The sequence below is a fragment of the Virgibacillus oceani genome, assembly GCF_041521345.1.
In the GTDB taxonomy this organism is placed as follows: Bacteria; Bacillota; Bacilli; order Bacillales; family Amphibacillaceae; genus Virgibacillus_N; species Virgibacillus_N oceani_A.
The window spans coordinates 36,783-61,314 of the sequence record NZ_JBGOHB010000005.1 but is presented as its reverse complement, the minus strand read 5'-3'; the positions used below and the strand labels follow the sequence as shown (position 1 = coordinate 61,314).

The window sequence follows — 24,532 nt, the reverse complement described above, 5'->3', positions numbered from 1 at the left end:
ATTTTAAATTTAAAACACTCAATAATAAATTAAATCTTCTTAAAAAATTCTCTATCGTATTTTTCATCTCCAACTTTCTACCCACTTTTAAAAACAATTTAAAGCCTAAATAAGCCTATTTGAATAAATTAAGGGGTAAACCTTTCAATAAAGCAAAAACTTTAGTAAAATAGGTTTATAAGACTTCTATAGGTAATATACTAATAAATAACAATAGAATCGGTGATGAAATGCATGAACAAGTTAACATAAGTACGGAATACATTACTTTGGGACAATTTATAAAAGTCATCAATATTCTGGAATCCGGCGGTATGGTTAAGCTTTTTCTTCAGCAGGAAGGTGTTATCGTAAATGGCGAACAGGAACACAGAAGAGGAAGAAAGCTGTACCCTAATGACTTAGTCGAGATAGAAGGCATCGGTTCCTATATCGTTACAAAAGAGGATTAACCATGCATATCAAGAAGCTGGAATTAAAAAATTACCGAAATTACGAGGAATTAGACATTTCTTTTGATGATAAAATCAACGTCATTATCGGGGAAAATGCCCAGGGGAAGACAAATCTGATGGAAGCGATCTACCTGCTTGCATTTACAAAATCTCACCGGACACCAAGAGAAAAAGAACTTATCCAATGGGAAAAAGAATATGCTAAAATAAAAGGCAGGGTAACAAAACGGAACCAGTCGTTTCCGCTGGAAATTATTATTTCACCAAAGGGAAAAAAAGCGAAATTCAATCATTTGGAACAACAGCGGTTAAGCAATTATATCGGTGCACTGAATGTCGTCATGTTTGCTCCTGAAGATTTAACGATCGTCAAAGGTTCTCCGCAAATACGCAGAAGATTCATGGATATGGAGCTGGGGCAAATCCAGCCGATCTATGTTTATCATTTGGGACAGTACCAAAAAATATTAAAACAGCGAAATGCAATATTAAAGCAGATGCAGCGGAATATTCATCAGGACAGAAGTATGCTTGAAGTATTAACAGATCAGTTAATTACGCATGCAACAACATTACTGGAAAGACGGTTTGTTTTTCTGGATTTATTGCGTAAATGGGCAAGTCCCATTCATTACGGGATAAGCCGAGAACTAGAGGAGCTTGACATTGCCTACGCACCAACGATGGAAGTTTCTGAAAATGACAGTGAGGATAAAATAGCATCTCTTTATATAAAAAAATTTCATGAAATGCAGGAAAAAGAGATAGAACGAGGCACTACGTTAATTGGCCCGCACCGGGATGATTTACTGTTTTATGTCAACGGCAAAAATGTACAAGTCTATGGTTCACAGGGACAGCAGCGAACGACGGCTTTATCTGTAAAGCTTGCTGAAATCGAACTTATTTATAACGAAGTTGGTGAATACCCTGTTTTATTGCTTGATGATGTATTAAGTGAATTGGATGATTACAGGCAATCCCATCTGTTAAGTACAATTCAAGGAAAGGTACAGACATTTGTCTCTACGACAAGTGTGGAAGGAATAAACCATGAAACGTTGAAAAAAGCGGAACTCTTTCATGTGAAAGATGGAAAAATAGATACATAATGCGAAAGGAAGATCCCATGTTTATTCATATCGGAAACGATAATGCGATCAGATCCCAGGATGTTATTGCCATTCTGGATTATAATTTAATTTCATCTTCCATCATTATGGAGGAGCTTATGGAAGGATCGGAAAAGGAAGGAAAAGTTGTCGGTCTGGAATCAGAAGCCAAATCGGTCATGGTAACAAGGGATATTATTTATTACAGTTCGCTATCTGTGACGACTTTGAAAAAAAGGGCAAGTATGATTTCAACGATCGATAAACTCGATGACTTTTCGGATGAGGTAAATGGCGTAGAAACGTAGCGCTCATCCGTTTTTAAAAAAAATAAAATGTATAAATTTGTTCTTCTGATCAGATTAAAGCGTTTGGATAAAGAAATCGCTACTGCGATGATTTTTCACAATCCGCCATCTGATCTCTGACACCTTGAAAACGAGGCGGAAGTCCGATTTTCTTATTTAGATAGAAATGGAAGTGAAACTATGTCAATGCAAGATAACGTTACAAACAATCAAGCATATGGGGCAGATCAGATTCAAGTCCTGGAAGGGCTGGAAGCTGTACGCAAACGGCCAGGGATGTATATTGGTTCCACTGCAGAAAAGGGCTTGCACCATCTCGTATGGGAAATTGTCGATAACAGTATTGATGAAGCGCTGGCAGGCTACTGTGACAAGATTGATGTCATTATTGAAAAAGATAACAGCATTACAGTGAAGGATAATGGCCGGGGTATTCCGGTTGATATCCAGAAGAAAACAGGAAGACCCGCGCTAGAAGTTATTATGACTGTGCTGCATGCCGGCGGTAAATTTGGCGGTGGGGGCTATAAAGTTTCCGGCGGTTTGCACGGTGTCGGGGCCTCAGTTGTAAATGCCCTTTCATCCATACTGGAAGTACATGTGCATCGTGATAATAAAATTCATTATTTGGAATTTAATAAAGGTATTCCTCAGGGAGAAATTGAAGTAGTCGGAGAGACGGATATTACTGGTACGGTTACCCATTTTGTTCCTGATGCGGAAATTTTTACAGAATCCATTGAGTATAACTTTGATATTTTATCTCAGCGTTTGCGTGAACTTGCCTTTTTAAATAAAGGACTTACGATCACCATAGAAGACAAACGGACGGATGAAGAAAAGATAAGCTACTACTACGAGGGTGGCATCAGTTCCTATGTAGAATTTATTAACCGTACAAGAGAAGTCCTTCATGAGCCTTTTTATGCGGAAGGAACTGACCAGGAAATCGCAGTGGAAGTAGCGATCCAATATAATGACGGATTTGCAAGCAATCTGTACTCCTATGCGAATAATATTCACACGTATGAAGGCGGAACCCATGAATTCGGTTTTAAAACTGGTTTAACCCGTGTGATCAATGATTATGCAAGAAAAAATAATTTATTTAGAGAATCTGACCCTAACTTATCAGGGGAGGATGTGCGTGAAGGTATAGCTGCAATTGTATCGATTAAGCACCCAGATCCGCAATTTGAGGGACAGACGAAAACGAAACTTGGTAACAGTGAAGTCCGGACTGTAACGGATCATGTATTCAGTGAACTGTTTTCCAAATTTTTATTTGAAAACCCGTCTGTCGCCAAGATTGTCGTTGAAAAAGGTTTAATGGCTTCCAGGGCCAGGGCGGCTGCTAAAAAGGCAAGAGAATTAACGCGAAGAAAAAGCGCTTTGGAAGTATCCAATTTACCAGGGAAATTGGCAGACTGTTCTTCAAGAGATGCGGAAATCAGTGAGCTTTACATTGTGGAGGGAGACTCTGCCGGCGGCTCTGCCAAACAGGGACGGGATCGTCATTTTCAGGCAATTCTTCCTTTGCGTGGTAAAATCTTAAATGTGGAAAAAGCCCGGCTGGACAGAATTTTATCCAATAATGAAGTGCGTTCCATGATCACTGCTTTAGGCACAGGTATCGGAGAAGATTTTGATATAACGAAAGCGCGCTATCATAAAGTGGTTATTATGACTGACGCCGATGTGGATGGTGCTCATATCCGTACTCTTTTATTAACCTTCTTTTACCGATATATGCGCCCATTGATTGAGCACGGCTATATTTATATTGCCCAGCCGCCACTCTACAAAGTACAGCAAGGAAAAGCTGCTCATTATGCTTATGATGAGAAGGAAATGGAGCGGATATTAGAAGAGCTGCCAAAATCGCCCAAACCAGGTCTGCAGCGGTATAAGGGACTTGGGGAAATGAATGCGGAACAGCTTTGGGAAACAACGATGGATCCGGAAAATCGCACTTTGCTGCAAGTGGAACTATCGGATGCGATTGATGCGGATCAGATCTTTGATATGTTAATGGGGGATAAAGTGGAGCCTCGGAGAAACTTTATTGAAGAAAATGCCCAATATGTAAAAAATCTTGATATATAAAACAGATGTAAAATGCTAGAAGTCAGAACAGATGTCAGGGGCAAGGAGTAAGAACCAGGAATGAATCCGATCTCTAACTTCTGGCCTCTGACATCTAGAAAAACGCAACAGCGTTTTCTCTATGGGAGGTAGGAAAATGGCAGAGGAACGACGGCCAAATGTTCAGGAAATAAATATTAGCAACGAAATGCGCACATCTTTTTTGGATTATGCGATGAGTGTTATTGTTTCGCGTGCTTTACCGGATGTGCGTGACGGGATGAAGCCTGTTCATCGCAGAATATTATATGCTATGCATGATCTCGGTATGCATGCGGATAAAGCATATAAAAAATCAGCCCGAATTGTCGGGGAAGTAATCGGTAAGTATCACCCCCACGGGGATTCTGCTGTTTATGAAGCCATGGTAAGAATGGCGCAGGATTTCAGTTTCCGTAACATGCTTGTGGATGGGCACGGAAACTTTGGTTCAGTTGATGGTGACTCGGCAGCAGCAATGCGGTATACAGAGGCCAGAATGTCCAAAATTTCTATGGAATTGTTGCGTGATATTAACAAAGACACGATAGAATATGCAGAAAACTATGATGGGACAGAGCATGAACCAGTCGTTTTTCCAGCCCGTTTCCCAAATCTGCTTGTTAATGGCGGTTCCGGAATCGCCGTTGGTATGGCGACAAATATCCCGCCGCATAATCTTGGAGAGACAATTGATGCGGTTCTTGCCGTCAGTAAAAATCCTGATATTAGCATCGATGAATTGATGGAAGACTATATTAACGGACCGGATTTTCCAACTGCAGGACAAATACTTGGCAGAAGCGGGATTCGCAAAGCCTATGAGACAGGGAAAGGCTCTGTAACGATTCGTGCAAAAGTAAATATTGAAGAAAAAGCAAACGGTAAAGCGACCATTATTGCAACAGAGCTGCCTTATCAGGTAAATAAAGCCAAATTAATTGAAAAAATTGCCGATCTTGTCCGTGAAAAACGGATTGACGGAATTACAGATTTACGGGATGAATCCGATAGAAATGGTATGCGGGTTGTAATCGAACTGCGTCGGGATGTTAACCCGAATGTGGTATTAAATAATTTATATAAACACACCGCATTTCAGACTACATTTGGTGTGAATTTGCTGGCACTTGTGGATGGGCAGCCAAAAGTGCTGACGATTAAACAATGCCTGGAGCACTATCTCGATCATCAGGTCATTATTATTAAACGCCGGACCGCATTTGAATTGCGTAAAGCAGAGGCAAGGGCGCATATTTTGGAAGGACTTCGGGTGGCGCTGGATAATCTGGATGAAGTTATCTCACTTATCCGAAGTTCCAAAACAGCTGATATTGCACGTGACGGTTTAATGAATAATTTTGATCTGTCGGAAAAACAGGCACAGGCCATCCTTGATATGCGCCTGCAGCGTCTAACTGGCTTAGAACGAGAAAAAATTGAAGACGAATATAAAGAATTGATGCAGCTGATTGATGAATTGAAGGCAATTTTAGCTGATGAGGAAAAAATACTTGAAATTATTCGTGAAGAACTAACAGAAATTAAAGAACGATACAATGATGAGCGCCGAACAGAAATTGTGATGGGTGGGGCAGGATTTTTAGAGGATGAAGATTTAATACCGGAAGAAAACATTGTCATTACCTTGACGCACAAAGGTTATATCAAACGTCTGCCATCCTCCACCTACCGTACACAAAAACGCGGTGGCCGTGGTATTCAGGGTATGGGCACAAATGATGATGATTTTGTGGAGCACCTCGTTTCTACATCAACCCATGATACGATCCTGTTCTTTACGAATAAAGGGAAGGTTTATAAAACTAAGGGGTATGAAATTCCCGAGTTTAATCGGACTGCTAAAGGGCTCCCGATCATTAATCTCTTACAGGTAGAAAAAGAGGAATGGGTTAATGCCGTTATTTCGGTTAGTGAGTACACAGAAGATGCCTTCTTATTCTTTACGACGAAATACGGGATTTCTAAACGGACGAGTCTTTCCCAATATGCAAACATTCGAAAAGGCGGATTAATTGCTGTAGGTTTAAGGGAGAATGATGAGCTTATTTCTGTACGTTTAACAGATGGCAACAAACATATGATGATTGCTACGAAAAACGGCTATTTAATCCGATTCCCGGAGGATCAGATCAGATCGATGGGAAGAACCGCAGCCGGGGTAAAAGGAATTTCACTCCGGGGTAATGACGAAGTGGTTTCCATGGAAATACTGCAAAAAGATGCCAATATCCTGCATGTAACAAATAAAGGATACGGGAAACAAACGAAAGAAACGGAATACCGAGTTACCAATCGTGGCGGCAAGGGTATCTTCACCAGTAATCTGACAGATAAAACAGGACATGTCGTTGCTGTTAAAGCAGTGGATGGAGATGAAGACCTGATGCTGATTACGATCGCAGGTGTATTAATCCGCATTCCAGTAAAGGATATATCTGAAACAGGGCGTAACACCATGGGGGTTCGCTTAATTCGCCTTCAGGAGGAAGAAGAAGTGGCAACTGTGGCCAAAGTTGATTTGGAGGAAGAAGAGCTGGAAAATGTATTAGAAGAAGAAAATGACATAGATGAGTAAACAGACGAGTAAGACAGGGAATCAGCAGGCAGCTGATTCCCTCTCATTTGCAGGATATAATTTTTTCAATGGTATGAATTTAGATATTGAAAACAGCTATTTTTGCTGATATTTACAATCCGGCTTCTGGGCTCAGGAAATACGAGGCGGCAGCCGAGTTTTTCTAATGGAGGGGGATTCTATACGGGTCAAACCGGCACAATTAATTCCTGGATGTGTTCTACTACAGTAGGTAATAGGAAAATCAAACAAACCATTAGTTCCCAAAGATACGGTTTTAACAGAAACACATATTACCTTTTTGGAGAAGTTTTTCATTTCTTCCGTGGACGTATCCTCAAAGCTTGCAGACGGGAAAACTTTTCAGCCAACAGAAATAGTTGAAGAAGAAAATAAAGTACGGCATAAAGTAAAAAAGGAACAACTGGCAAAAGAACTCCCCTTTCAAGAACATTATGATCAGGTCGTTCACATGTATAAAAAGGAATTTGAAAAATGGTAAAACGGCATGGCCATTGATATGCCTGATATAAGAAAACATGTGATTCCTTTACTCGAGCGGATGTATGACATAGAAGAAGAAGTATACATACTCCACCGCTACAGCAGGAAGGAAGAATATTTATATTACCATAGTGTTGCTGTAGCAGTGCTTTCTGCTTATTTGGGTATGAAAATGGACTTCAGCAAAGGAGAATGGCTGCAAATTGGCATTGCCGGTCTGTTAAGTGACAGCGGGATGGCAAAAATAGACTCCGATATTTTATTAAAAACACATGGTTTAACCGACATAGAATTAAACGAAATAAAGAAACACCCTACTTATTCGTATCGATTAGTGGAAAATATACCTACGATTACTCACAGCGTAAAAATAGCTGTATTGCAGCATCATGAAAGACTAGATGGAAGTGGTTATCCGTATGGGCTCAGCAAGGGTAAAATACATAGATATGCACGGATTATTGCCCTTTGTGATATGTATCATGCCATGACAAGTGCTCGTTTATATAAAGCAAGCAAGTCCCCTTTTAAAGTGATAGAAGCGTTACAAAATATAAAATTCATCAAGCTGGATCCGGAAGTTGTAAAAGCGTTTGTTGACAGCCTGGCGAGCTTTTCCATCGGTACAAAAGTAAAATTATCCAATCAGCTGACAGGAGAAATTGTATTTATTGATCATGATGATCCTGCAAAGCCGATTGTACGCCTGCCTGATGAGCAGATTGTATCCCTTCAGCAGGAAAAATCGGTTTTTATTGAAGAGATTATTAAGTGAAAGGAAACGAATTTAAAGTTAGCTTCTTTTCCAATTTATCCTCAAGCATCGCAGGAATCTTTTCCTGTGTGCATTGCAGAAACTGGAGGATAAAGGGGTAATCTATTTCTGACTTTGCGGCAAATAGATCGCCCCACCATTCTGTTTCATACCGGGAGAGCATACTCAAATTATATAATAATAAATAGTGAACGATGATTTCGGAAATGGGTAGCAGCAGATCTCTGTCTGCCGGAAAATATAAATGCTTTGTAGAAGCATGGACAAAGAAGGGTGTGTTTCGTTCTTCAATTGATTGAACCAGTTCTATCCGAATCATCTCTTTGTCGATATCAACATACTTAATTTCAGGTACAAAGTTTTTTATTTTGTTGATAAACGCTTTTTCCGTCAGATGATAGCTGTCCAGTAAGGAAACCGGGAATTCAAGCAGGGGTGAATGCTTTTTGCCTACAATAATGATCTTTTTCCTGTCTTGATATTGAAATAAAGGGAGCATTTCCGGAATGCATGCTAAAAGATCTTCCATTTTTATTTTTTCAAAAGGAATGGTTTTACTTGATAGAAGATGTGCCGCCATGTATGGAAATAGTCCTTTATGCTGAATTTTTACTTCATCCTTCATAAAAGCGTAGTTCTTTTTCTTTCGTTTTCTGGCTGTAACGCCGTGTGCGAGCAGGTTAGTGGATTCGGGATAATCCGGGCGAATCGTTAAAAGACACCCTTTTACCAGATGAACCATGCCATAGAAATATAATATTGGCTGCATGTTGGCTGATAGTTTTGCACCCTGCTCATACATTTGCATACCACGATCCAGATAATACATAAATGCACGGCAGTTTTCGTAGCTCTTCTTCTCCGCATCCACATTTTCCAGTCTTTGATAGCATTGTGCCAAATAGTTGCGTGACGTTTCTTCTGATTGTAAATACGTGAAGAACATATAATTTTCCTCTCATAGCTGGTTAAATTTTTTGAATCTATTTATTTTTTCATTTCCAATAACAGGTGGTTGAAAAAGGATTTAGGTTGGAGTAAAGTATATAAAAATACCATTACATTCCATAGTGTAAACAAAGTTATTTACTGACATACATACTAAAAATAAAGGAGGAGTAGAAATGCGGGAGGATAAATTTGCTAAAGAAGGGTTAACATTTGATGATGTGTTATTAATGCCTGCTAAATCAGAGGTGCTGCCAAAAGATGTCGAAGTGAGTACGCAGCTTACACCGGATTTAAAGTTGAATTCCCCATTTATTAGTGCAGGTATGGACACGGTAACCGAGGCGAAAATGGCGATAGCGATTGCCAGACAGGGCGGATTTGGTGTTATCCACAAAAATATGTCGATTGAAGAGCAGGCAGAACAGGTAGACCGGGTTAAACGTTCTGAAAGTGGGGTTATTACGAATCCATTTTTCCTCACGCCGGAACATCAAGTATATGATGCAGAGCATTTAATGGGTAAATTCCGTATTTCAGGTGTTCCAATTGTAAACACAATTGAAGAACAAAAATTGGTAGGTATTTTAACAAACCGCGATTTACGCTTTATTCAGGACTATTCCATCAGTATTTCAGATGTAATGACGAGTGAGAACGTAGTCACGGCACCGGTTGGTACAACACTTGATGAAGCTGAAAAACTATTGCAGCAGCATAAGATTGAAAAGCTCCCGCTTGTAGACGATAAAAATATTTTAAAGGGATTAATTACGATAAAGGATATTGAAAAAGTCATTGAATTCCCGAAAGCTGCAAAAGATTCCCTAGGCAGGCTCCTGGCAGGTGCGGCAGTGGGTGTTACAGGGGATGCTATGAAGCGGATCGAGAAACTGGTTAGCGCCGGTGTGGACGCCATTGTTATTGATACGGCACATGGCCATTCCCAAGGCGTTATTGACCAGGTAAAAGCAGTAAGGGAACAATATCCTGATCTTAGTATTATAGCCGGAAATGTGGCAACAGCTGATGCAACAAAGGAATTGATCGAGGCAGGTGCATCGGTCGTTAAAGTCGGAATAGGACCTGGTTCCATTTGTACTACCCGTGTCGTTGCAGGCGTTGGTGTGCCGCAGATTACCGCCATTCACGATTGTGCCCTTGCAGCAGCGGAATACGGGGTACCTGTTATTGCTGACGGGGGTGTAAAATATTCCGGGGATATTGTAAAAGCACTTGCTTCCGGAGCTCATGCAGTTATGATTGGAAGCATGTTTGCAGGGGTTGCGGAAAGCCCAGGAGAAACAGAGATTTTCCAGGGAAGACAATATAAAGTATACCGAGGCATGGGTTCTGTAGGTGCCATGAAAGCAGGATCCAAAGACCGTTATTTCCAGGAATCCTCCGAGACGAAAAAACTTGTACCTGAAGGCATTGAAGGCAGAGTGGCCTATAAAGGACCACTTGCTGATACGATTCATCAGCTTGTAGGCGGTTTGCGATCTGGTATGGGATATTGTGGTACAGGCACAATTACAGCCTTAAGGGAAGATGCCCGTTTTATCCGAATTACGAATGCAGGTTTGCGTGAAAGTCATCCGCATGACGTGCAAATTACGAAGGAATCACCAAATTATACCATTTCATAAATTTGTTGGAACCAACGGACAAAAAATAGAATCAGCTTTTAAAAAAAATTATAGATAGGGGCCAACCCTATCTATAATTTTGTTGTTTTATGTGGTAAAATAATTTAGGTGTATGATAAGCATATCTTTACATGAAGAACCCAAGGAAGGAAGCTTATTCCTATGGAAAATTTCCGGACTTGTTACTATAACGCTAAATTAGATTTTGGGGGTAAAGAAAGTTGAAACATAAAATAATGAAACATCTATCATTATTATTAACTGGATTAGTAGTAATGGTATTTGTACTTGTAAATCCTTTTTCAGTTGCAGCTCAAGACTTGGATGTAGAAGCTGAATCAGCTATCGTGGTGGAATATGATACCGGAAAAATCATTTATGCAAAAAATGCCGAACAAGCATTGCCACCTGCAAGTATGACAAAAATGATGACTGAATATCTGGTATGGGAAGCAATTGAAAATGGCGATATTACATGGGAAACGACAACACAGATCAGCGATTATCCCTACAGTATTTCAGCTAACAATTCATTTTCAGGGGTTGGCCTTAGACAAAATCAGGATTACACTGTGAGCGAATTATACGATGCGATGGCGATTAATTCTGATAACGCCACATCGATTGCCCTGGCAGAGCTGATTGCCGGTTCGGAAGGGGAATTTGTGAAAATGATGAATGAAAAGGGAGAAGAAATGGGTCTTCCTGAATTCAAATTTGTCAATTCCTCCGGCTTGAATAATGAATCACTCGGGGATAATTATCCGGAAGGGACAGAACCGAACGATACAAATCTTTTATCAGCAGAATCATCTGCATTGCTTGCTTATAATTTGGTCAAAGACTTCCCTGAGTCACTGGATATTTCTAGTGTGCCGGAAACAGAATTTGATGGACAGCAAATCCGCAACTGGAACTTTATGCTTGCTCATGATGCTGAATACCTGGAGCCGATGTACTATGAAGGTGTAGATGGTTTGAAAACCGGTTTTACTGAATTGGCAGGATACAGCTTTACAGGGACCGCAGAAAGAAATGGCGAACGTTATATTACAGTTGTAATGAAAACAGAAAGTGAAACCGAACGATTTGAGGAAACAGCCAAATTGCTTGATTACGGGTTTAATAATTTTTCAAAACAGGAGCTTTTCCCTGCCGGTTATCAGGTGGAAGGTGAATCAGCTATTCCTGTAGCTAAAGGAAAAGAGGACCAGGTTCAGGTGTCCATCAGTGAAGGAGTAACCCTTCCTGTGAAAGAAGAAGAGGCTGAATTATACAGTATTCAATATCATTTTGATGAAGAACATTTAAATGAAGACGGTGAATTGGTTGCTCCGATTGAAGCGGGAGATGTAGTAGGAGAAGCTGAACTCGTATATGAAGGAGAAAACGACTACGGATATATTACCAATGATGCAACAAACACCTTCCCCCTAGTCGCAGATGAATCAGTAGAAAAGTCTAATTGGTTCATGCTCACACTCGGAGCCATCGGCGGATTCTTCACCGACCTGTTCACCACCGTTTCCGACTGGGTGAAAGGATTATTCAGTTAATTGCAACACAAGGTTTTGTCACGAAAAACGGGATTGATGTTTCCGGCAAAGTACCCGAAATATCTTCCGAACCAAATATACATGAAAGAGCAATACCCAAGTTTAAATATTATAATCAAAAATTCCAACGCCTTCAATGGCTTTAAAAACAAGGGGAGAAAAGTATGACAAACACAGGGACTGAACGTGTAAAAAGAGGAATGGCAGAAATGCAAAAAGGCGGCGTCATTATGGACGTTGTCAATGCGGAACAGGCAAAAATTGCTGAAGAAGCGGGTGCGGTAGCAGTAATGGCACTGGAAAGAGTTCCATCCGATATTCGTGCGGCCGGCGGTGTAGCGCGTATGGCTGATCCAACGATTACGGAGGAAGTTATAAACGCAGTTTCCATTCCGGTCATGGCCAAAGCACGTATTGGGCATATCGTAGAAGCACGTGTATTGGAAGCAATGGGTGCTGATTATATAGACGAGAGTGAAGTTTTAACACCAGCTGATGATGTTTACCATATGAATAAATCCGACTTTACCGTTCCGTTTGTCTGCGGCTGCCGTAACTTGGGAGAAGCAACCCGCCGTATTGGTGAAGGTGCATCCATGCTGCGGACAAAAGGGGAGCCGGGAACAGGAAACATTGTAGAGGCCGTTCGTCATATGCGCGAGGTACAATCGGAAATCCGCAAATTGAGCGGTATGTCCAGAGATGAAGTAATGACATTCGCAAAAGAAATTGGCGCACCATTTGAATTGCTGCTCGGGATCCGTGAAGAAGGCCGATTGCCTGTAGTAAATTTTGCAGCAGGTGGAATTGCTACACCGAGTGATGCTGCACTGATGATGGAACTGGGCGCTGATGGCGTATTTGTCGGCTCCGGCATTTTCAAATCAGACAATCCGGAGAAATTTGCAAAATCAATTGTAGAAGCAACTACCCACTATCAAGATTATAAACTGATTGCAGAATTGTCCAAGGGTCTTGGCACAGCAATGAAAGGGCTCGAAATGAGCACGATAGAAGCTGGCGACCGCATGCAGGATCGCAGTGAGTGAAACAGAAAGAAGGAATCATGATGACAACAATTGGGGTATTGGCACTGCAGGGAGCAGTGCGTGAACATATACGGTCCATAGAGGCATGCGGTGCCAAAGCAATGGAAATCAAGCATAAAGAACAACTTTCTGAAATAGAAGGGTTAATTCTCCCTGGCGGAGAAAGTACAACTATGCGGCGGTTAATTGACAGCTATGGATTTTTTAATGCGATTAGGCAGTTTGGAAAACAAGGGAAGCCAGTTTTCGGAACATGTGCAGGGTTGATTTTAATGGCTAGTGAAATAGAAGGACAAGAAGAGCCGCATCTTGGCTTAATAGATATGAAAGTTGCGCGTAATGCCTTTGGGCGCCAGGTGGCAAGTTTTGAGGCAGCACTTGATATTCAGCATGCAGGAGATGATTTTAAAGCTGTGTTTATTCGGGCGCCGTACATTACTGATGTGGGCCCGGAGCTTGAAGTCCTGGCCACCTGGCAGGACAAAATTGTCGCAGCAAAACAGGACAATTATCTCTGTACTGCATTTCATCCCGAACTGACTGATGATAACAGAATTATCGACTACTTTATCTCTATGGTGAAACAGCGGGAGGGTTCTCCTGTTGGAGCAGAGGTATAAATATATAACTCTCATCCCTAAATAGATAGGGATGGGAGTTTTTTCAATTCAATATGGATAATTGGAAATAAAATTCCACAAGCTGGCAGCTCCATCAATATCCGGGATTTAAACAGAGCAATACACAGAAACATGTAATGTACTTTTGGATATGGTAAAATGATGTTAAGTATAAGTTGAAGGGAATGATTTGATGGCCATTCCGAACGAAAAAAGAAAAAACGTATATGCTGATTATCTCACATGGGATGAAGGAGAGAGAGTGGAATTAATAGACGGGGAAATTTTCAATATGTCACCTGCTCCTTCACGCAAACATCAACATGTTCTCAGAGAATTATCTGCAGCCTTTACGGATTTCCTGCGAGATAAAGAATGTGAAGTATATTTTGCCCCTTTTGATGTACGATTGTTAACAGAAAACAAACAGGTTGATGAAATAGATAATGTCGTACAGCCCGATTTGTCAATTGTGTACGATAAAGAAAAACTGGATGATAAAGGCTGTAATGGGTCACCGGATTTGATCATTGAAGTAATATCTCCTTCCTCTGTGAAATTGGATCGCTGGAAGAAATATCAGCTTTATGAAAAAGCTGGTGTAAAAGAGTACTGGCTTGTAGATCCAGTTAATGATTCTGTGGAAAAACATGTTTTAATTGACGGTCATTATGAATTTCAAGGAGTCTTAACAAAAAATGACTCTGTTTCCACTCATGTTTTAAGTGGATTGGAATTAGATCTGGAGCAAATATTTGGGATGTAACGTGTCAGATCAGAAACAAATCAAATCCGAAAAACAGTTGCATTAAGCTTTTAAATCAGATATGATATATTTTAAATTAACAGCAAAGTTACGATAGGAAACAGTAGCAGTATCACTTTCTAAAGAGAGTCGATGGCGGGTGAGAATCGACGTAAGTATATTGTGAATCCATCCTTGAACTGGTTTATGAAAAATGGAGATACTTTTCATATTTAAATAAACTCGGCTGGTGACCGTTAATAACCATGAGCCGGAAGATATTTTTCTTCAACAAGGGTGGCAACGCGGGAAATATAACTCTCGTCCCTATATTAGATTTAGGGATGGGAGTTTTTTTAATGCATAAAATTTATATAAGGAGGAAAAACCATGCTGGACATGAAGTACCTGAGAAATAATTTAGAAGAAGTAAAAGAAAAGCTTTCCAAAAGAGGAGAGAATTTATCCGAGCTGAATAGATTTGAGGAATACGATGAAAAGCGGAGAAACCTCATTTCTGAAACAGAAACACTGAAGGCAAAACGTAATGAGGCTTCCAAACAGATTTCCATACTGAAAAAGGAGAAAAAAGATGCTGAGCCAGCCATCCAGGAAATGCGTGCTGTTGGAGACAAAATTTCCGCCCTGGACAAGGAATTAAAGGAAGTAGAAGATAAACTGGATTATATGATGCTCTCCATCCCAAATATACCACATGAAAGTGTGCCAGTTGGTGAAGATGAAGATGATAATGTGGTGGAAAGAGAATGGGGAGAAGCTCCTGAATTCTCATTTGAAGCACAGCCTCATTGGGATGTAGCCACTAACCTGGATATTGTGGATTTTGAACGGGCAGGAAAAGTAACAGGAAGCCGGTTTGTATTTTATAAAGGCCTTGGTGCCAGACTTGAACGTGCCTTAATTAATTTTATGATGGACTTTCATTCTGATCATCACGGATATACAGAAATGCTGCCGCCGCAAATGGTAAACAGACAAAGTATGACAGGAACAGGACAGCTTCCGAAATTTGAAGAGGATGCATTTCTGATCAAGGATATGGATTATTTCCTTATTCCCACTTCAGAAGTGCCTGTTACCAACTATCATCGTGATGAAATTTTAATGGATTTACCGAAAAAATATGTAGCCTATAGTGCGAATTTCCGTTCTGAAGCAGGTTCTGCCGGAAGGGACACCCGCGGGTTGATCCGTCAGCATCAATTCAATAAAGTGGAGCTGGTGCATTTTGTGAAGCCGGAGGAATCCTATAATACGTTGGAAACATTGACCGGCCATGCGGAAAAAATGATGCAGCTACTCAATCTGCCGTACCGGGTTATGCGTATGTGCACAGGAGATTTAGGTTTCACCGCCGCAAAAAAATATGATATTGAAGTATGGATCCCGGCACAAAATACGTACAGGGAAATTTCTTCCTGCTCTAACTTTGAAGACTTCCAGGCAAGACGGGCAGGCATCCGTTTCCGCAGAGAAGCAAAAGGAAAACCTGAATTTGTACACACACTGAATGGCTCAGGGCTTGCCATTGGCCGTACGGTTGCTGCTATTTTGGAAAACTACCAGCAGGAAGACGGCACTGTCAAAGTACCGGAAGCATTACAGCCATATATGGGTAGCGTGGAAGTGATTAAATAAGTGTAATGCCCAGCGGGAAAAGATGATATTTCCCGCTGGTGAATACGCTTCTGTATAATTAAAATTTACCATGAGTTTCATTCTTGACATGAAAAATCATGCATGGTATATTATATCTTGTCGTCACGGAGGTATACCCAAGTCTGGCTGAAGGGATCGGTCTTGAAAACCGACAGGGGTGTCAAAGCCCGCGGGGGTTCGAATCCCTCTACCTCCTCCATTTATTAATTTAGCGCATAAAATTTGGAGATAAAAAACCGTTACATTTGTAGCGGTTTTTTCATTTAAAATGAAAATAGACTTGACATTTATCTAAGTAAAGCATATATTACATACAATAAAACAATTTAAATAAATACGATGATCAGGCCAGTAGTACAATAGTTGACCGAAAGAGAGTGGAATTCACCGGCTGAAAGATTCCATAGGCACCAGCATGTGCGAACCCTACCTGGGAGTTGTTAGTTAAAAACTAACCACAGCATACTGTGTTATCAATATAAAGCAGGGCATTTTTATGCCAACTTAGGTGGTACCGCGGAAACTCATTTCGTCCTTCTATGAAGGATTGGAATGGGTTTTTTTAGTGCAGTAAAAACCTAAAAGAGGAGGTTTTCCAGATGAATAAAAAAGTGGCATTTATTGGGGCAGGATCCATGGCAGAAGCAATTATTTCAGGTGTGATCTATAAAGATATATTGAAAAGTGATCAAATTACAGTGACGAATAAAAACAACCAGGAACGAATAAAAAGGTTGGAAGATAAATATCAGATTCAACGGATGGAAAATAAGCAAGTGCAAATTAAAGAAGCGGATATCATCGTTCTTTCTACAAAGCCATATGATTTGAAAGAAGCGCTTGATGTAGTAATAGATTATATAAAAGCCGATCAATTGATCATCTCCGTAATAGCTGGGGTATCGACAGCTGATATATCAGCACTGATTGGAAAAGACAATCCTGTAATTCGGGCGATGCCAAACACTTCCGCATCGATTGGTTTTTCTGCAACGGCAATTTCAGCAGGAAAATATGCATCAGATGAACAAGTAACAGAAGCCGAGAAATTATTTGCAGCCATTGGGACAACCGCTATCGTGGACGAGGAGGATATGCATATTGTCACAGGAATCAGCGGCAGCGGACCTGCTTATTTCTATTACATGGTTGAAGCGATGGAACAGGCAGCGATAGACTCGGGTTTAAATAAAGAAACAGCCAAGTTATTAATTACACAAACGATTATTGGAGCGGGAGAAATGCTAAAAAAATCGGATGAACCTGCTAATATGCTGAGGAAGAAAATAATGAGCCCAGCCGGTACGACAGAAGCAGGAATTAACACGCTGGAGAAAAATAATTTTCAACAAATCGTTATGGAGTGTGTAAGAAGTGCAAGAAATCGTTCTATTAAACTGGGGAGAGAATAAATAATTGTGTACAGTTTATGAGGATTTTTGTATGCAAGGGAGTAAATTTTTACCGGCTCCCTTTTCAATTGAACAGCTTTTTTGTATAATATAAATTGCTGAACAAAAAAATGCCCCCGTAGCTCAGGGGATAGAGCAATGGCCTCCTAAGCCATGTGCCGCAGGTTCGATTCCTGCCGGGGGCGTATCCAGGTCTTTTTTGGTCACGATATGACATTTGGATTTTACGCTTGAATGTTGATATATCAACGTTTAGGCGTATTTTATTCTTTTATAAGAACCCTACAGAAAACGATATAATTTGAAACCATTTTACACAAATTTTACACAAATTTTACACAAGCGCTTCTAACATCTTTTCTTCATCTTCTCTGCGTAGCTCTTTTACGATGTGCGCATAGTCCCTTATTGTCGTTTCAATATCACCGTGCCCAAGGAATTCTGAAACATAATATATGGATACACCCCTGTACAGCATGACACTGGCTTTTGTGTGTCTAAGTCCATGCATTGTTATCTCTCTAATCTTTAACTGTTTACATAATGAATTTAATTGCTTGTTTGCTGATGCGTTGCTTAACACTTTATATTTTGATTGCTGGCTAAAGAAAACGAGTCTATGTATATTGTCAGGCATCGTATCAAACAATTCAATAAACTCTCTCATTAAATCTGAATTCATTTTAATTTTCCGTACAGATTGTGGATTTTTTGTGGGTCCGAATCCTTTATGCATTTTTTTAGTGTGCCCCAGGTCTTATTGATGTTTATCGTATTGTTTACAAAGTCAAAGTCCTTACGAGTTAAACCGACAATCTCCCCGTACCACATACCGGATGTTAGACCGAGGAGTATCAGGTATAGTGTTAGTGTTTTATTAGGGTTGTCCATCAATGCATCGAGCAGCTTCTCACTTTCTCCATAATCAAGATGCTTTTCTTCTTTTGGTTTCCCTTCTCTCCCCGGGAACTTAGCATCTCTGGTAAAGTCTACACGGATAATACCCTCATCTATGGCATCCCGTGCGCAAGCTCTTATATGTGTATTTATTTTTTTAAGGGTAGCTTTAGCTTTATCTCCATCTTTTGCATAATCATTTAAAAAAGATTGATAAGCGGTCTTTGTAATTTGTTGTATCGGTTTGCTGCCGAAGTATTTTTTTACGTTATTTATCGAATCTTTATATCGAGCCATAGTGTTTTCTCCTACGTCGGAGCGGAATACCTTCACCCATGATTCGAAGTATTCGTCAAAAGGTATCGGATCCATTTGAGGTACAATACCTTTACGTAATTCAGATTCTATTTCAGCGGCAGCTGCTTCCGCTTCCTTTTTTGTGTGGAAACCCCCCTTACGAATAGGTTTTGACTTGCCATTTACCATACGGCTAATAACGTATTGCCATGATGGTTTTTTCTTTGTTCCACGGTTTGTAAAACTCGCCATAAATATCAACCCCACTAATAGTTTTAGCTAAGTATATCATACCAGATAATGCTTATATGAAATTTGATTTTGAAAATGGTCGTCCGCAAAAATCTGCCATTTTAACAACAAGTTCGATTGATATGGCAAAACAGTATTACCATGCGATAAAAGAGATGACGAAGGATCCAGAATGGTTAAAGAATGTGTTTGCTAATCAACCAATTCGAAAAGGAAGAACAATGGAAGATCCAGGTTTTCCGCGAATTGCAATCACATATTCTTTGGAAGAAAATGATGAAAAGGCAGCAGCAAATCAAGATGAAATGAAAGGGATTATAAAAGAATACAACGATTATTACGATACTGCATGGTCGCTCGAGAGTATCGATCGCTACAATGGTGATATTAATAATCGCTTGGCACGTAAGAGGGCAGAGTTTAAAGAGTTTGGAAAACAAGTGGATCTTGTTATTGTCGTTGAGCGTTTATTAACTGGTTTTGATGCACCAACTGCTCAGACTTTGTTTGTAGATCGTAATTTGGAATATGCCAATTTGATTCAAGCTTTTTCGCGAACGAACCGAACCTATCCTGGTAAAGAAAAGGGATTAATCGTGACTTTCCGAAAGCCAGCTACGATGGAATACAATGTCCAAGAGGCGACGAAAGTGTATTCTAATGAAGATGAAGCATCGACACTCATTTATCCAACGTATGAGGAATCAAAGAAACGTTTCAAAAAGGCGCATAAAAAGTTACAAAGTGTTGCGCCAAATATTGAAGAAATCGATGAGCATACACCAATTGAAACGCGAGTAGAATTTGTAAAAGCATTCCAAGAGTTAAATAATGCGTATGAAGCACTCGCTACTTATAACGAATACAATGATGATGTGGTATCTTCCAAATCGCTGCAAGGTCAAGTGAAGATTATTGAAGACTCTGTTGGTGTTTATAATACGGTGAAAGGTTCATTGATAGAGGAAGATGACCAGGGAGAAGAGGAAGTAGATTTCTCTGATATTGAATTTTACGGGGAAAATGCCGTTAAAATTTATGATGTGGACTCAAGCTATATTGATAAGTTACTAGAAACCTACTCAGCAAATAATAAAAATATTCGTGATGATATTGAGAATGCCTTGCAAAAATTAGAGAAGAAAGAAATCGTCAAAGAAGTGTACCGTGCGATTTTAAATGCGATTGATAATGAGGAAGTAGATGCAGATGAAGATATTTTCATTGTCAAACGTGCTTACTTCACAGATGCACAAAATAAAGCGATTGTAGAATTTTCGAATACATGGTTTGTTGACAAAGAAACACTTCATTTATCAAAGTTCAATATCTCGTTGGTATGGATCCAATACCAAATATTAGTGACATTATTAACAGTAGAGATTTTGAGAAGTATAAAGCTGAAAATCCGGACGCAAAACCATTAAAATACGGACCAGAGATGAAGCGTCGGTGGAGAAGGAAATTGGATGATGCAATTATTCCTTTGAGAGATGAGTTGAGATAACATGATTTTAAACTTAGGAAAGTTTGAATTTTAGCTTATTCCGGAAAGTGAATGGAAGAAGAGTATTAATGATATTTTTGAATCCAAAAAAACCATTTATATATTTTTTTATAAATGGAGGGTTAATCATATAAGCAATTTAAGGGGGAAGAATCCCCCTTTTTTCAATCATATAATATTTTTAGGTATTAATAATCCATCTTATAGTTAATCAGGTGTTGATTAAAAACAAAGTTGCAGTGATTGTAAAATAGATGCGATGATTATAAATGGCAAAAATAACATAATGTTATTCTTTTAATAGAGACAAATAATGGAATAACTCCAGGAAAAACGGAATAAGCATACTTAATTGTTAGAACATTTTTTGAAGTATGAGCCTTTTCACTATTCCCCCACTAGTAAAAAAATGGTACAATATAACTATAGATAATTTAGGGGGGAATGTTATTTTGAGTAAAACGTATAATCTTTTTATTAGTCACTCTTGGACTTATAGTGATAGCTATGGCAAATTAGTCTCGCTACTTGATAAGGGGTCTTATTTCAAGTATAAAAATTTCTCAGTGCCGAAGAACGATCCTATCCACAATGCCAGTAACGATAGGGAGTTATATGATGCAATTAGGCGGAAGGTAAACTCATGTCATGTTGTTATCATACTTGCCGGTGTTTATTCTTCTTATAGCAAATGGATAAAAAAAGAGATATTAATTGCAAACAAAGAATTCCTGGTTCCCAAGCCTATAATAGCTATAGAGCCTTTTGCTTCCGAAAGAACTTCAAAAATAGTAAAAGATGATGCAGATAGGATTGTTAAATGGAATTCTAGTTCGTTAATTAGTGCAATTAGAGAATTAGGGTGATTGCAAATGCGATTAAGAAAAGCGCTAGTCGTTGGTTTAAATGATTATGAAGCTGCTCCACTAGAAGGTTGTGTCAACGATGCAGTAAAAATGGAGACCATCTTAACTAAAAACGGTGACGGTTCACCTAACTTCCATGTAAAGCACATACTTGGCTCATCAAAAAGAAAGGAACTACGCCAAGCGATTGAGGAGCTTTTCGAAGGAGAAAATGATGTTGCATTGTTTTACTTTTCTGGTCACGGTCTAGTTAAAAGTACAGGTGGATATATTGTCACAACTGACGCCGAAAGCTATGACGAAGGTGTATCTATGGAAGAGATAATAAAATATGCCAATAAATCTAGGACCAGAGATAAAATTATTATATTGGATTGTTGTCACTCAGGGAATATGGCAGTCACAAACACAGAGCAAGATCAAGCAATATCACAGCTGTCAGACAATTTGACAGTCCTAACCTCCAGTCGAGGTCATGAATTTTCGATGGAGGAAGATGGTTCTGGTGTGTTTACTTCACTGTTATTAGATGCCCTTGAAGGTGGTGCAGCTGATTTAAGAGGTAATGTTACTCCTGGCAGTGTATACTCGTATATCGATGAGGCTCTTGGTGCATGGGAGCAAAGGCCAGTTTTTAAAACTAATGTGTCACGATTTACATCACTAAGACAGGTTACTCCGCTCATTCCTTTAGAGACTTTAATGAATATTACAAAATACTTCGAAGATCCGACTCAGGAAATAGCACTTGACCCATCATTTGAAGACACCGAACCTGGACATAATCCCGATAACGTTAAAATATTCAAGGATTTACAGAAATTCGTTTCTAAAGGTTTAGTAGTGCCGGTAGGGGAGGAACATATGTATTATGCTGCTATGAATTCCACCTCCTGTAAACTTACTGCGCTAGGATATCAATATTGGCGTTTAGTAAACGAAAATAAATTATATTGAGGTTAAATAGATTTGGATGCGCTCTTCTCATTTTTCATTCTAGGTATACCCGGGTTTTTGACTTACTTACTTTATAAGTACATAGGGGATTCTTCAACCAGTAATCGGTCTAATGTAGAACTGCTTGCAGTAACCTCTTTGCTGTGGGTTCCAACCGTGTTGATATCGATAATCATCTTTAATATTGCTATAAAAGTGACAGAATCGGCATTAATAGTTATGGATATAGGATATTTTAGAAAGAACAACATAGTGCCTATCTCCAACCTCAATGACTTAATAGATAATATTGAAGCGTTTGTATTTATAGGTTGGTTCGCGATAATATTGGTGTTTAGTAGTTTTATAGTATCTACTGCTATTCCTATACTGTCTGAATATGTAACTGATTTCATTAACGCTGTAAGAGTAAAGAAAGGTAATGCCAAACTTACATCGGGTGCTTCAGTGTGGCAATTATTTTTTGTAGCGAATAACGATACCCGGCAACAAATTAATGGAGAATCGCCAATGATTGTTGAAATTAGCTACTTAGATGATCCAGGTCATGTAATTTACGGCTCTTTGAAATATTATTCAGCAGATGGAAACCATAAAAAATTCTTCTATTTAGCAGCAGAAGAAGAATGGACAGCTTTTTTTGAAGAATTTAAGGATAGTAAAGGTAAGTCGATCCCTTATACGGGGACGTTCTTTGATGGGGATACAAAAGTAACAATAAGAGAAATAAATCAGGCTGAGCTATTTAGTATGATGGAGGAGGATACGAATGAGTGATAAGAAAAGAGTACAAAAAATTAAGAATACCGAAATAAAAAAGAGTTATGGCGAAGCCTTAGCGCGCCCGGTAATTAAGCCTCCCAAGAAAGCTATAGATAGAACAAAGAATAAATAGCAGCAGTATTTTTAATCTAGTCACATAAAGAATAGGATAAAGATAATTGTTCATGTTTTGTTCATGTTCATGTTTAATATTGGTCTTTTTTATGTTTGGTGAAAACAAAAAAACGCTGATTCAACAGGGTTTTAAGAGCTTGTTTGTTCATGTTTATATGGTTAATGTATGGGCGGCATGATGTAATAGTGTGATGCAGGTAGTATAAAAAGTGGATATTAGATTCCTAACTGTATATAAACCACCTTAAAGATACCTAGAAATAATACCATTATTTTATAACCCATCAAAATTTGTATAAGTGTATATGTATGATTTCCGGTGCTGGCAATTGGAAATGAAAATTACAAAATTCGTTTCAGGCTGCTGGATTTTCTACTAAAGACGGTCTGTAGGTCACAGGGGGAAGAAGAAGGAATAGCAGGTAATGGAGCGATTATCCGGCGGGAATTGGACACGTTCGCTCGAGCTGTTTTGGATAATCACGGGATTGTTCCTGGGTCTAGGTGTGGACTTTTGGCACGTGGGATTAATAAGACACTCAAATTCTTATAATGAATTAAGCAGAAATCCAGAAACAAAATTTAATAAATAGGTTTCCAGTATATAGCCTGCCAGCGTATGTATTTTAAATACCTTTTTGAATACCCTTTGCGGAAAATCAGTTAAAATCCCATGAAATACAAACAGGGAAAAATGTTGATTTAAAGCAGTTTATGAACTTCCATATAATATGGAAGAAAGCCGTCTGTGAAAGAGCGTAAGAAATACGGTCTTAAAAACGCACGTCGTTCACCACAGTTCTCGAAGCGTTAAAATCCCCTTCATACCAAGGGTTACGCCCTCTTTGCTCTCATAAAGTGGAGAGGGTTTTTTGTCCAAGTTTGGAATTTAATACCCCGAGCTAAAATGTCATAGTTCTGGAACAACTCCGCTGTTTTCTCCTTTGCTTCATCGGTCACATGTGTGTAAATATCCATCGTGGTTTGAATATCGGTATGACCAAGCCGAACTTGTACATCTTAGAAGTGCCGGCTGCAAACAATAAACTGGCATGTGTATGCCGGAAGGCGTGAACATTTATTTGTGGCAGCTCCGGGTTCTTATGATAAATCTGCTTCAGCTTTTCATTTAAGTAACTAAAAATCCCCATATTCAAATGGGCAAAAAAATTGCAGATGCATAACAATAACGAAAAAGCAAACAGAAATGCTAGTTTTAGTACACAAATTATACTGCCATTTTTACGTATCATGTAATACAACAGTATTCAGGATCTTTTATCATATTCCATATAACCTATGAAAATGGGAAGTTCAGGAACA

Annotated in this window: 21 protein-coding genes, 2 tRNA genes, 3 pseudogenes and 2 other annotated features; of the genes and pseudogenes, 22 read left to right on the top strand and 4 right to left on the bottom strand. The window is 39.3% G+C overall.

The features are described from left to right. Positions 1–230: 230 nt before the first annotated feature. The 7 genes from yaaA (at position 231) to ACDX78_RS05390 (ending at position 7,877) form a co-directional block, all read left to right on the top strand. Positions 231–452: a S4 domain-containing protein YaaA gene (yaaA, locus tag ACDX78_RS05420; protein WP_486025987.1), complete on the top strand. Its 222-nt coding sequence runs from the start codon at positions 231–233 to the stop codon at positions 450–452. Positions 453–454: 2 nt separating this feature from the next. Next, positions 455–1,567, top strand: coding sequence for a DNA replication/repair protein RecF (gene recF / locus ACDX78_RS05415; RefSeq protein WP_486025986.1), 1,113 nt, complete (start codon positions 455–457; stop codon positions 1,565–1,567). 17 nt (positions 1,568–1,584) lie between these two features. Beyond that, positions 1,585–1,875, top strand: coding sequence for an extracellular matrix regulator RemB (gene remB / locus ACDX78_RS05410; RefSeq protein ID WP_486025985.1), 291 nt, complete (start codon positions 1,585–1,587; stop codon positions 1,873–1,875). Positions 1,876–2,055: 180 nt separating this feature from the next. After that, entirely contained in the window at positions 2,056–3,981 is a 1,926-nt protein-coding gene (gyrB, locus tag ACDX78_RS05405; RefSeq protein WP_486025983.1) for a DNA topoisomerase (ATP-hydrolyzing) subunit B, read from the top strand. Positions 3,982–4,117: 136 nt separating this feature from the next. Then, positions 4,118–6,598: a DNA gyrase subunit A gene (gene gyrA / locus ACDX78_RS05400; RefSeq protein ID WP_486025982.1), complete on the top strand. Its 2,481-nt coding sequence runs from the start codon at positions 4,118–4,120 to the stop codon at positions 6,596–6,598. 325 nt (positions 6,599–6,923) lie between these two features. After that, the gene (locus ACDX78_RS05395; RefSeq protein WP_486025980.1) at positions 6,924–7,100 is read left to right on the top strand and encodes a hypothetical protein; all 177 of its coding nucleotides are present in this window, start codon (positions 6,924–6,926) and stop codon (positions 7,098–7,100) included. Positions 7,101–7,106: 6 nt separating this feature from the next. Beyond that, entirely contained in the window at positions 7,107–7,877 is a 771-nt protein-coding gene (locus ACDX78_RS05390; protein WP_486025978.1) for an HD-GYP domain-containing protein, read from the top strand. Here ACDX78_RS05390 and ACDX78_RS05385 read toward each other — a convergent pair. Further along, positions 7,870–8,823 carry a YaaC family protein gene (locus ACDX78_RS05385; RefSeq protein ID WP_486025976.1) on the bottom strand — a complete coding sequence of 318 codons (954 nt, stop codon included), beginning with the start codon at positions 8,821–8,823 and terminating at the stop codon, positions 7,870–7,872. The two genes, ACDX78_RS05390 and ACDX78_RS05385, sit on opposite strands and share 8 nt — an antisense overlap. Before the next feature lie 178 nt (positions 8,824–9,001). On the opposite strand from ACDX78_RS05385, the gene guaB reads away from it, so the two are divergent. From guaB to ACDX78_RS05340, 9 genes are all read left to right on the top strand, one after another. Then, positions 9,002–10,474: an IMP dehydrogenase gene (guaB, locus tag ACDX78_RS05380; protein WP_486025974.1), complete on the top strand. Its 1,473-nt coding sequence runs from the start codon at positions 9,002–9,004 to the stop codon at positions 10,472–10,474. A gap of 221 nt (positions 10,475–10,695) precedes the next feature. Continuing rightward, positions 10,696–12,030 carry a D-alanyl-D-alanine carboxypeptidase family protein gene (locus tag ACDX78_RS05375; protein WP_486025972.1) on the top strand — a complete coding sequence of 445 codons (1,335 nt, stop codon included), beginning with the start codon at positions 10,696–10,698 and terminating at the stop codon, positions 12,028–12,030. A 164-nt stretch (positions 12,031–12,194) separates the two neighbouring features. Beyond that, positions 12,195–13,079, top strand: coding sequence for a pyridoxal 5'-phosphate synthase lyase subunit PdxS (gene pdxS / locus ACDX78_RS05370; protein ID WP_486025971.1), 885 nt, complete (start codon positions 12,195–12,197; stop codon positions 13,077–13,079). Between the two features lie 20 nt (positions 13,080–13,099). Beyond that, entirely contained in the window at positions 13,100–13,699 is a 600-nt protein-coding gene (gene pdxT / locus ACDX78_RS05365) for a pyridoxal 5'-phosphate synthase glutaminase subunit PdxT (RefSeq protein WP_486026156.1), read from the top strand. Positions 13,700–13,892: 193 nt separating this feature from the next. Next, entirely contained in the window at positions 13,893–14,465 is a 573-nt protein-coding gene (locus tag ACDX78_RS05360) for a Uma2 family endonuclease (RefSeq protein WP_486025969.1), read from the top strand. Between the two features lie 81 nt (positions 14,466–14,546). Continuing rightward, positions 14,547–14,776, top strand: a binding site (T-box leader). A 58-nt stretch (positions 14,777–14,834) separates the two neighbouring features. Next, a complete protein-coding gene (gene serS / locus ACDX78_RS05355; RefSeq protein WP_486025967.1) occupies positions 14,835–16,103 on the top strand; it encodes a serine--tRNA ligase in 1,269 nt (422 codons plus the stop codon). 127 nt (positions 16,104–16,230) lie between these two features. Next, a tRNA-Ser gene (locus ACDX78_RS05350) sits at positions 16,231–16,323 on the top strand. A 131-nt stretch (positions 16,324–16,454) separates the two neighbouring features. Beyond that, positions 16,455–16,664: a binding site (T-box leader), on the top strand. Between the two features lie 59 nt (positions 16,665–16,723). Continuing rightward, positions 16,724–17,536 (top strand): pyrroline-5-carboxylate reductase, encoded by an 813-nt coding sequence (gene proC, locus ACDX78_RS05345; protein WP_486025965.1) that lies wholly within the window; start codon positions 16,724–16,726, stop codon positions 17,534–17,536. Between the two features lie 112 nt (positions 17,537–17,648). Beyond that, a tRNA-Arg gene (locus ACDX78_RS05340) sits at positions 17,649–17,721 on the top strand. Positions 17,722–17,870: 149 nt separating this feature from the next. Here ACDX78_RS05340 and ACDX78_RS05335 read toward each other — a convergent pair. Further along, complete coding sequence (locus tag ACDX78_RS05335; protein ID WP_486025964.1) at positions 17,871–18,218, bottom strand: tyrosine-type recombinase/integrase; 348 nt, start codon at positions 18,216–18,218, stop codon at positions 17,871–17,873. Further along, the gene (locus tag ACDX78_RS05330; protein ID WP_486025962.1) at positions 18,215–18,982 is read right to left on the bottom strand and encodes a tyrosine-type recombinase/integrase; all 768 of its coding nucleotides are present in this window, start codon (positions 18,980–18,982) and stop codon (positions 18,215–18,217) included. Before ACDX78_RS05330 ends, ACDX78_RS05335 begins: the two co-directional genes overlap by 4 nt. A gap of 35 nt (positions 18,983–19,017) precedes the next feature. Here ACDX78_RS05330 and ACDX78_RS05325 point away from each other — a divergent pair. The 6 genes and pseudogenes from ACDX78_RS05325 to rpsI all read left to right on the top strand — a co-directional run. After that, positions 19,018–20,489 (top strand): annotated as a pseudogene (locus ACDX78_RS05325) (type I restriction endonuclease subunit R, EcoR124 family); the annotation flags it as partial. A 452-nt stretch (positions 20,490–20,941) separates the two neighbouring features. Continuing rightward, positions 20,942–21,355 carry a TIR domain-containing protein gene (locus tag ACDX78_RS05320; protein WP_486025960.1) on the top strand — a complete coding sequence of 138 codons (414 nt, stop codon included), beginning with the start codon at positions 20,942–20,944 and terminating at the stop codon, positions 21,353–21,355. A gap of 6 nt (positions 21,356–21,361) precedes the next feature. After that, positions 21,362–22,312, top strand: coding sequence for a caspase family protein (locus ACDX78_RS05315; RefSeq protein WP_486025958.1), 951 nt, complete (start codon positions 21,362–21,364; stop codon positions 22,310–22,312). Positions 22,313–22,369: 57 nt separating this feature from the next. Beyond that, complete coding sequence (locus tag ACDX78_RS05310) at positions 22,370–23,089, top strand: hypothetical protein (protein WP_486025957.1); 720 nt, start codon at positions 22,370–22,372, stop codon at positions 23,087–23,089. Beyond that, the gene (locus ACDX78_RS05305) at positions 23,082–23,207 is read left to right on the top strand and encodes a hypothetical protein (protein WP_486025956.1); all 126 of its coding nucleotides are present in this window, start codon (positions 23,082–23,084) and stop codon (positions 23,205–23,207) included. The genes ACDX78_RS05310 and ACDX78_RS05305 overlap by 8 nt, the downstream gene beginning before the upstream one ends. Positions 23,208–23,945: 738 nt before the next feature. Continuing rightward, positions 23,946–24,023, top strand: a pseudogene (gene rpsI, locus ACDX78_RS05300) (30S ribosomal protein S9); the annotation flags it as partial. A 98-nt stretch (positions 24,024–24,121) separates the two neighbouring features. On the opposite strand, the pseudogene ACDX78_RS05295 reads toward rpsI, so the two are convergent. Continuing rightward, a pseudogene (locus ACDX78_RS05295) lies at positions 24,122–24,348 on the bottom strand (tyrosine-type recombinase/integrase); the annotation flags it as partial. Positions 24,349–24,532 lie beyond the last annotated feature (184 nt).

Excerpts from the sequence above, each read along its gene's own strand:
- ACDX78_RS05315 (WP_486025958.1), top strand. The coding sequence starts at position 21,362 with ATGCGATTAAGAAAAGCGCTAGTCGTTGGTTTAAATGATTATGAAGCT.
- ACDX78_RS05330 (WP_486025962.1), bottom strand. The coding sequence starts at position 18,982 with ATGGCGAGTTTTACAAACCGTGGAACAAAGAAAAAACCATCATGGCAA.
- ACDX78_RS05360 (WP_486025969.1), top strand. The coding sequence starts at position 13,893 with ATGGCCATTCCGAACGAAAAAAGAAAAAACGTATATGCTGATTATCTC.
- gyrA (WP_486025982.1), top strand. The coding sequence starts at position 4,118 with ATGGCAGAGGAACGACGGCCAAATGTTCAGGAAATAAATATTAGCAAC.
- ACDX78_RS05305 (WP_486025956.1), top strand. The coding sequence starts at position 23,082 with ATGAGTGATAAGAAAAGAGTACAAAAAATTAAGAATACCGAAATAAAA.
- yaaA (WP_486025987.1), top strand. The coding sequence starts at position 231 with ATGCATGAACAAGTTAACATAAGTACGGAATACATTACTTTGGGACAA.
- ACDX78_RS05335 (WP_486025964.1), bottom strand. The coding sequence starts at position 18,218 with ATGAATTCAGATTTAATGAGAGAGTTTATTGAATTGTTTGATACGATG.
- guaB (WP_486025974.1), top strand. The coding sequence starts at position 9,002 with ATGCGGGAGGATAAATTTGCTAAAGAAGGGTTAACATTTGATGATGTG.
- pdxT (WP_486026156.1), top strand. The coding sequence starts at position 13,100 with ATGACAACAATTGGGGTATTGGCACTGCAGGGAGCAGTGCGTGAACAT.
- remB (WP_486025985.1), top strand. The coding sequence starts at position 1,585 with ATGTTTATTCATATCGGAAACGATAATGCGATCAGATCCCAGGATGTT.
- gyrB (WP_486025983.1), top strand. The coding sequence starts at position 2,056 with ATGTCAATGCAAGATAACGTTACAAACAATCAAGCATATGGGGCAGAT.
- recF (WP_486025986.1), top strand. The coding sequence starts at position 455 with ATGCATATCAAGAAGCTGGAATTAAAAAATTACCGAAATTACGAGGAA.
- serS (WP_486025967.1), top strand. The coding sequence starts at position 14,835 with ATGCTGGACATGAAGTACCTGAGAAATAATTTAGAAGAAGTAAAAGAA.
- pdxS (WP_486025971.1), top strand. The coding sequence starts at position 12,195 with ATGACAAACACAGGGACTGAACGTGTAAAAAGAGGAATGGCAGAAATG.
- ACDX78_RS05385 (WP_486025976.1), bottom strand. The coding sequence starts at position 8,823 with ATGTTCTTCACGTATTTACAATCAGAAGAAACGTCACGCAACTATTTG.
- proC (WP_486025965.1), top strand. The coding sequence starts at position 16,724 with ATGAATAAAAAAGTGGCATTTATTGGGGCAGGATCCATGGCAGAAGCA.
- ACDX78_RS05390 (WP_486025978.1), top strand. The coding sequence starts at position 7,107 with ATGGCCATTGATATGCCTGATATAAGAAAACATGTGATTCCTTTACTC.